This window comes from Pantoea sp. Pa-EAmG (genome assembly GCF_030024295.1).
Classification (GTDB): domain Bacteria; phylum Pseudomonadota; class Gammaproteobacteria; order Enterobacterales; family Enterobacteriaceae; genus Pantoea; species Pantoea dispersa.
Window position 1 is genome coordinate 1 of sequence record NZ_JASEWO010000193.1, and the last position, 7716, is coordinate 7716.

Below are 7716 nucleotides of genomic sequence, written 5' to 3' on the forward strand. Positions count from 1 at the left end.
CAGCCTGACCAGAAGCGATCGGGTTGAAGAAACCTACGCGCTCGATGAAACGACCGTTGCGAGCATTGCGGCTGTCAGTGACGACGACCTGATAGAACGGACGCTTTTTAGCGCCGTGACGTGCCAAACGAATGGTTACCATAACATCCTCTTTAGTTAATAAAACAACCGGGCCCCATCGAGGAACGGGGCCCGGGTGCAATATAAAAAGCCCGAAAATTTTACTCATTTTGGCGCAAAAAGCAACCTGAGTGACTTAATTTTCTGGTTCGGGCTCTGTCGCCTTAGCGGCCGGGGAATCCTGGCGGCATCATACCTTTCATGCCACGCATCATTTTGGCCATGCCGCCCTTCTTCATTTTCTTCATCATGCGCTGCATATCATCAAACTGCTTCAGCAGCCGGTTGACGTCTTGCACCTGCATACCGGAACCGGTAGCGATACGGCGCTTGCGCGAACCTTTGATGATCTCTGGCTTCTCACGCTCTTTGCGCGTCATCGAATTGATGATGGCTTCCATGCGCACCAGCACTTTGTCATCCATCTGCGATTTAACGTTATCCGGCAGCTGACCCATGCCCGGCAGTTTGCCCATCAGGCTGGCCATGCCGCCCATGTTGCGCATCTGCTTAAGCTGCTCCAGGAAGTCGTTGAGATCAAAGCCGTCGCCGGTTTTCAGCTTCTTCGCCAGCTTTTCCGCCTGCTCGCGGTCAACTTTGCTCTCGATATCTTCAATCAGCGACAGCACGTCGCCCATGCCGAGAATGCGCGATGCGATACGGTCCGGATAGAACGCTTCCAGCGCATCGGTCTTCTCGCCCATCCCCATGAATTTAATCGGTTTGCCGGTGATGTGACGAATCGACAGCGCCGCACCGCCGCGCGCATCGCCGTCAACTTTGGTCAGGATCACACCGGTAAGCGGCAGCGCTTCGTTGAACGCTTTGGCGGTATTGGCGGCATCCTGACCAGTCATGGCATCGACAACAAACAGCGTTTCAACCGGATTGATCGCGGCATGCACCTGCTTGATCTCATCCATCATCGCTTCGTCAACGTGCAGACGACCGGCGGTATCCACCAGCAGCACATCGTAGAACTGCAGACGGGCTTCTTTCAGCGCGTTGTTAACGATATCCACCGGCTTCTGGCTGAGGTCGGACGGACAGAAATCCACACCGACCTGCTGCGCCAGGGTTTCCAGCTGTTTGATCGCCGCCGGGCGGTAGACGTCCGCAGACACCACCAGCACCTTTTTCTTGTGCTTTTCGCGCAGGAATTTACCGAGCTTACCGACGCTGGTGGTTTTACCGGCACCCTGCAGGCCCGCCATCAGCACCACGGCCGGCGGCTGAGCATTAAGGTTCAGCGCGTTATTTTCGGCCCCCATCGCCGCAACCAGTTCGTTGCGCACGATTTTGATAAACTCCTGACCCGGCGTCAGGCTTTTGTTTACATCCTGACCTACCGCGGCTTCTTTCACGCGGTTGATGAAATCGCGCACTACCGGCAGCGCAACGTCGGCCTCCAGCAGCGCCATACGCACTTCGCGCAGCGTATCTTTGATGTTGTCTTCGGTCAGCCTTCCGCGGCCACTGATATTGCGCAGGGTTTGCGACAAACGATCGGTTAAATTATCAAACATGCTCTCTCACTTAATAGCGTAGCGAGGCCGCCAGGGCGACACAATGCGGCGGATTATAACACGAAGCCAGGCCGATCTCTGCAATTGACCGTGAGATCGTTTGGAGCCTGCTGCCGCTGGCGCTATACTGCTTTTTTCCTTATCTGACCGACACCTGAAAGGATCTATGTTCGTTTTCGCGATCGTGGCGCTGTTCGCCTACTCTCTCAGTCTTGCATTGATCATTCCGAGCCTGCTGAAACGCAACAGCGGCTGGCGGCGTTTTGCCGTGCTATCCGCCTGCGTGGCGCTGATTGCCCATGCGGTAGCGCTGCAGCAACGCATATTTGCCGTCGATAATGGACAAAACCTTAGCCTGCTGAATATTGGTTCGCTGGTCAGTTTGCTGATCTGTGCCATCATGACTATCGTTGCGTCGCGCAATCGCGGCTGGCTGCTGCTGCCAATTGTTTACAGTTTTGCGCTGATCAATCTGGCCTTCGCCACCTTTGTGCCAAACGCCTTTATCACCCATCTTGAGACCACGCCAGGCATGATGGTGCACATCGGTCTGTCGCTGTTTGCCTATGCCACGCTGATCATCGCGGCGCTGTATGCGCTGCAGCTGGCGTGGATCGACTATCAGTTAAAGAACAAAAAGCTGACGTTCACCCAGGATATGCCGCCGCTGCTCAGCATTGAGCGTAAGATGTTCCATATCACGCAGATTGGCGTGGTATTGCTGACGCTGGTGTTGTGCACCGGCCTGTTCTTTATGAATAACCTGTTCAGCCCGGAAAACATTGATAAAGCGGTGCTGTCGATTATCGCCTGGTTTGTCTACATCGTGCTGCTGTGGGGCCACTATCATGAAGGCTGGCGCGGTCGCCGTGTGGTGTGGTTCAACTGCGGCGGTGCGCTGCTGCTGACCATGGCCTATTTCGGCAGCCGCGTTCTGCAGCACCTGCTCACCTCTCACTAAAGGAATTTTTGCGTTGGAACATGTTTCAACCACCACGCTCATTATCACGCTGATCATTATGGTGCTGGTCTCGGCCTACTTCTCGGGTTCAGAGACCGGCATGATGACGCTCAACCGCTACAAACTGCGCCACAAAGCCAAAAGCGGCAACCGCAGCGCGCGTCGCGTTGAGAAACTGCTGCGTCGCCCCGATCGTCTGATTAGCCTGGTGCTGATCGGCAACAACCTCGTGAATATCCTCGCCTCAGCGCTCGGCACCATTGTCGGTATGCGCCTGTACGGCGATGCCGGCGTAGCCATCGCCACTGGCGTGCTGACCTTCGTGGTGCTGGTGTTTGCCGAAGTGCTGCCTAAAACCGTCGCGGCGCTCTATCCGGAAAAAGTCGCGTATCCCAGCAGTTTTCTGCTGGCGCCGCTGCAGTACGTGATGCTGCCGCTGGTGTGGCTGCTCAATACCATTACCCGCATTCTGATGCGCATGGTGGGCATTAAGACCGAAGGGTCGATTAACTCCGCCCTCAGCAAAGAAGAGCTGCGCACCATCGTGTATGAATCCCGCTCGCTGATGTCGCGCCGCAACCAGGACATGCTGCTGTCGGTACTGGACCTTGAGAAGGTCAACGTTGACGACATCATGGTGCCGCGCAATGAGATCGTCGGCATCAATATCAACGATGAGTGGAAGTCGATCGAGCGTCAGCTAAGCAACTCACCGCATGGCCGTATTGTGCTGTTCCGCGACTCACTGGACGATAGCGTCGGCATGCTGCGCGTGCGCGAAGCGTGGCGCATGATGGCCGAGAAAAAAGAGTTCAATAAAGAGCGACTGCTGCGCGCTGCCGATGAAATCTACTACGTGCCGGAAGGTACGCCTCTTAACGTGCAGCTGGTAAAATTCCAGCGCAATAAGAAGAAAGTGGGGCTGGTGATCGATGAGTACGGCGACATCAAAGGACTGGTTACCATCGAAGATATTCTGGAAGAGATCGTCGGCGACTTCACCACCTCTATGTCACCGTCACTGGCCGAAGAAGTGATGCCGCAAAACGACGGTTCGGTGCTGATTGAAGGCAGCGCCAACGTGCGGGAAATCAATAAGGCCTTCAACTGGACGCTGCCGGAAGAGGAAGCGCGCACCATCAACGGTATGCTGCTGGAAGCGCTGGAAGAGATCCCGCAGATGGACACGCAAGTACAGGTTGGCCATTACGACATTGATATTCTTGATGTGCAGGACAACATGGTGAAGCAGGTGCGCATTACGCCGCATCAGCCGCTGAAAGCGTCCATCGGTTCCTGAGACGACAAAAACAAAACGCCGCGATAATCGCGGCGTTTTTTATGGCAGAAGCGGCAACTAGAGTTGCAGCTCTTTCAGCTTTTCTGCCGGCAGCTTCAGATCTTCATTGCGGTTAACGCCAATGTCGTGCGCCAGCACGTTGCGCGCAATCTGCTGCGCTTCGTCCAGCGAGTGCAGCTTGTAGCTGCCGCACTGGTATTCGTTCAGTTCCGGAATCTGGTTCTGATCTTTTACCTTCAGCACATCTTCCATCGCGCCTTTCCACGCTTTTGCCACGCGCTGCTCGTCTGGCGTACCAATCAGGCTCATGTAGAAGCCGGTGCGGCAGCCCATCGGTGAGATATCGACGATTTCCACGCCGTCACCGTTGAGGTGGTTACGCATGAAGCCCGCGAACAGGTGCTCCAGCGTGTGGATGCCGCGTTCGGTCAGGATGTCGATGTTCGGACGGCAGAAACGCAGATCGAAAACGGTGATGGTATCGCCATGCGGAGTGTTCATGGTCTTCGCCACGCGTACCGCTGGCGCGCCCATGATGGTGTGATCAACAGTAAAACTATCCAGTAGTGGCATACGTCACCTCCTGTTTTGAGATTTTTTTTAAAACGATGAAACTTTTCCGTTCGCCCAACGTCTGAATATATGAAAGACGCGCATTTGTTATCATCATCCCTGACAACAGAGATGTTAATTTAGGCCACAGTGATGTGGCCATTTTCTTTTCTAGCCTTCGCGACCTGCCAGATAGCTGGCAAAATCCAGTGTATCACTCTGCTCCAGCTGCTGCTGTTTCAGCACTGACTCCTGCGCCTGACGGCTAAAATCGGCTTCGGTGAGAATTTCCAGCGGCTCTTCGCACAGCAGATGACGATACTGCTCGGCCAGCGCCACGCCGGCTCCGGTCAGCCCCTGCTCTTTAATGGCTTGCAGAATGCGCGCCGAATAGGTTAGCTCAGGATCGTCAAACGACGCTACCAGTTGAACGCAAACCTGTTGATATTGCGTGCTGCCGTCGTTGCTATCCAGCACTTCAGCCACCCGGCGCAGATCGGCAAACAGCGCTTTACCGACATCAACCAGCAGATGTTCCGTATCACTGCAGCCCACGCCGATCACCTGACCCGGCTTGCGCCCTTCCAGCACCACGCGGTTCCAGTTTTTCCGGCTGCACAGCAGCTCATCTGCGCTCATCTCCGGCGCATCGGCCAGCGTACACCAAATCAGGAACAGATCGAGGAAGCGCGCCTGATCGGCGTCCACACCGATGGCAGAGAACGGGTTGATGTCCAGCGAACGCACTTCAATGTACTCAATGCCGCCGCGCAGCAGCGCATCGGACGGCGCCTCACCCGAGCGGGTCACGCGTTTCGGACGAATCGGTGCGTACAGTTCGTTCTCGATTTGCAGCACGTTGGTATTGAGCTGCAGCCAGTTGCCTTCCGCGTCTTTGGTGCCCATCGCCGCATATTCGGCAGACGGCGTTTTGATCGCCGCTTTCAGCGCAGCGACATACCCTTCCAGCGAGTTGAAAGTAATACCCAGCCCGCTTTGTGATTTATTGGTGTAGCCCAAATCACTCAGGCGCAGCGAAGTGGCATACGGCAGCCACAACGTCCCATCGCCGTTGGTTTCGAACGGCAGCTTACTTTCCCGTCCCTGCAGGAAGGAAGAGCAGATGGCTGGCGAAGCGCCAAACAGATAAGGAATCACCCAGCCGTAGCGATAGTAGTTGCGAATCAGGCGCAGATAGCCGGCCGAGATGGTCTCTTTGCCGCTCTCCGCGTCTTTGACATCCGCCCACTCCTGCCAGAACGACAGCGGCAGCGAGAAGTTATAGTGCACGCCAGAAATAATCTGCATCAGCGCGCTGTAGCGGTTTTTCAGCCCCTGACGATACAGGGTTTTCATTTTGCCGATATTGGAGCTGCCGTACTGCGCCAGCTCAATGTTGTCCACATCTTCAACATAGCCCGGCATACTGAACGGCCACATGCGCTCGTCGCCCAGCTCGCGCGCCACGTGACGGTGGATGTCGCGCAGAAATGCCAGGGAGCGATCGATGTTCTGATCCACCGGGGTGATGAACTCCAGCAGCGTTTCAGCAAAATCGGTGGTAATCCAGTCGTGCTTCAGCGCTGAACCCAGCGATTCAGGGTGGCCAGTAGTAGCCAGATGACCATTCGGCTGGACGCGGAGTGTTTCACGTTCAATGCCACGGCCGATACCCTTTAACGCGTCGGGATGCGCTTCCAGCCAGGAGAGCGCTTTTGATACGTCCGGGATCACATTAACCTCCCGCTGTGCGAATAATTTATTTTTGTTCAGCATAATGTTAACCGTAGCCTCGAATCTGTGCGAATCAATGCCACCATTGCATACCTTGTAAAGTGGCGGTCGCGATAACGATATAACGCAGCGTTTTACCCAGGGCGAGAAACAGCACGCAGGGCAGCCAGGAGAAGCGCAACCACCCTGCGAGCACGCAGAGTAAATCGCCCACCACTGGCAGCCAGCTAAACAGCAGCGCTGCGGGTCCCCATCGTTGTAGCCACGTCATTGCTGTGTCGTGCCATCGCCCCTGCCCTGTTGCTGGCATCAGGCGACCAAGAAGAATGTTGGTCAGGCCGCCCAGCGTGTTTCCCACTGATGCAGCCAGTAACAATCCATAGACCGACCCTTTCTGGGCGATCAATAACGCAATCAGCACCGCTTCTGAGCTGCCCGGAAGCAGCGTTGCACTCAGAAAGCTACTGCCGAATAACGATCCATACGTCAGAAATTCATTCACAGTAAACGGACATCAACCACATCCATGCCCGCCGCTTTAGCTGCCTGCACGCCAAAGTCAGCATCCTCGAATACCACGCAGCGCGCAGGCGCAACGCCCATCAGCTCTGCACAGCGTAAGAAGGTATCAGGCTGCGGCTTATGACGCTGGACATCGTCCGCGCCGACTACCGCATCAAACAGATGATAAACGTTGAGCGCTTCCAGCAGCGCTTTGGCTAAGCTGTGTTCGCTGCCGGTGCCAACCGCCATCGGACGGCGACCGTGATAGGCTTTGACCACCTGCATCAGTGGCAGCGGACGCACGTCTTCCAGCAGCATCGCTTTCAATGCCGCCGTTTTCTCTGCCGCCAGCTGATGCGGATCGTGCTGCGCCTGATTCTGTTCCAGAATGTAGCGGGCCAGTTGCCAGGTGGGTGCCCCGTTGAATGCCACCATCTTTGCTTCGTCCATGGTGAAACCATAGCGGCTCAGCACCTGCTGCCAGGCTTTTCGATGTGTCGGCTCGGTATCAAGAATGGTGCCGTCCATATCGAAAATCAGGGCGTCATAGTGGTCGTACATTGTGACTCCATTAACACCACAAAATGAGCCATTACTTTAGCGTAATGCGCTCAGGTTGTCGCCAGGCAGGCTTAACCGCAAATGCTTTGAAAGCATTAGCAATTTTCGTTTTCAGAATAAGGTCAGAGCGCGCGACCGGCGATAAATGGCGGTAAATGCAGTGATTTTTTGATGGAGACGGCGCGTGAGAAAATCTTTCGGAATGCGGATGTTGAATCGGGTCAGGAATCAAGCGGAACAGCGCACAAGGGCAGTTTGCTTTTTATTTGATGGTGCATCCAGGAGGATGATTCGGCTGGCGCCTCACCCTGCGGGCCGTTGCTGAAGCAACGTTATCCTCCTTAGCACGTCCTGAACGATTATCGCATCATGACACACTGAGGCACTTTCCATCTCGGAGAAGATGGTGCATCCAGGAGGATTCGAACCTCCGACCGCTCGGTTCGTAGCCGAGTACT

At 55.3% G+C, this 7716-nt stretch carries 8 protein-coding genes; 2 read left to right on the forward strand and 6 right to left on the reverse strand.

Annotation, left to right across the window (positions count from 1 at the left end; genetic code table 11):
- Positions 1–142: 30S ribosomal protein S16 (gene rpsP / locus QMM04_RS19155; RefSeq protein WP_282996781.1), on the reverse strand; the 142-nt coding region annotated here is incomplete at its 3' end.
- 142 nt (positions 143–284) lie between these two features.
- Entirely contained in the window at positions 285–1646 is a 1362-nt protein-coding gene (gene ffh / locus QMM04_RS19160) for a signal recognition particle protein (RefSeq protein ID WP_021507327.1), read from the reverse strand.
- A gap of 166 nt (positions 1647–1812) precedes the next feature.
- Between ffh and QMM04_RS19165 the strand changes: the two genes are divergently transcribed.
- Together QMM04_RS19165 and QMM04_RS19170 are read left to right on the forward strand one after the other, a co-directional pair.
- Positions 1813–2607, forward strand: a complete 795-nt coding sequence (locus QMM04_RS19165) for an inner membrane protein YpjD (protein ID WP_010617128.1) — start codon at positions 1813–1815, stop codon at positions 2605–2607.
- Between the two features lie 13 nt (positions 2608–2620).
- Entirely contained in the window at positions 2621–3907 is a 1287-nt protein-coding gene (locus QMM04_RS19170; RefSeq protein WP_021507328.1) for an HlyC/CorC family transporter, read from the forward strand.
- A gap of 57 nt (positions 3908–3964) precedes the next feature.
- Here QMM04_RS19170 and luxS read toward each other — a convergent pair whose 3' ends face one another.
- The 4 genes from luxS to yqaB all read right to left on the reverse strand — a co-directional run bounded on the left by luxS (position 3965) and on the right by yqaB (position 7258).
- Positions 3965–4480, reverse strand: a complete 516-nt coding sequence (luxS, locus tag QMM04_RS19175; protein ID WP_010617126.1) for an S-ribosylhomocysteine lyase — start codon at positions 4478–4480, stop codon at positions 3965–3967.
- 150 nt (positions 4481–4630) lie between these two features.
- On the reverse strand, positions 4631–6235 hold the full coding sequence (gshA, locus tag QMM04_RS19180; protein WP_282996780.1) for a glutamate--cysteine ligase: 1605 nt from the start codon (positions 6233–6235) through the stop codon (positions 4631–4633).
- Positions 6236–6266: 31 nt separating this feature from the next.
- Positions 6267–6695 carry a YqaA family protein gene (locus tag QMM04_RS19185; RefSeq protein WP_021507330.1) on the reverse strand — a complete coding sequence of 143 codons (429 nt, stop codon included), beginning with the start codon at positions 6693–6695 and terminating at the stop codon, positions 6267–6269.
- A complete protein-coding gene (gene yqaB / locus QMM04_RS19190; RefSeq protein ID WP_058771641.1) occupies positions 6692–7258 on the reverse strand; it encodes a fructose-1-phosphate/6-phosphogluconate phosphatase in 567 nt (188 codons plus the stop codon). The genes QMM04_RS19185 and yqaB overlap by 4 nt, the downstream gene beginning before the upstream one ends.
- Between the last annotated feature and the right edge of the window lie 458 nt (positions 7259–7716).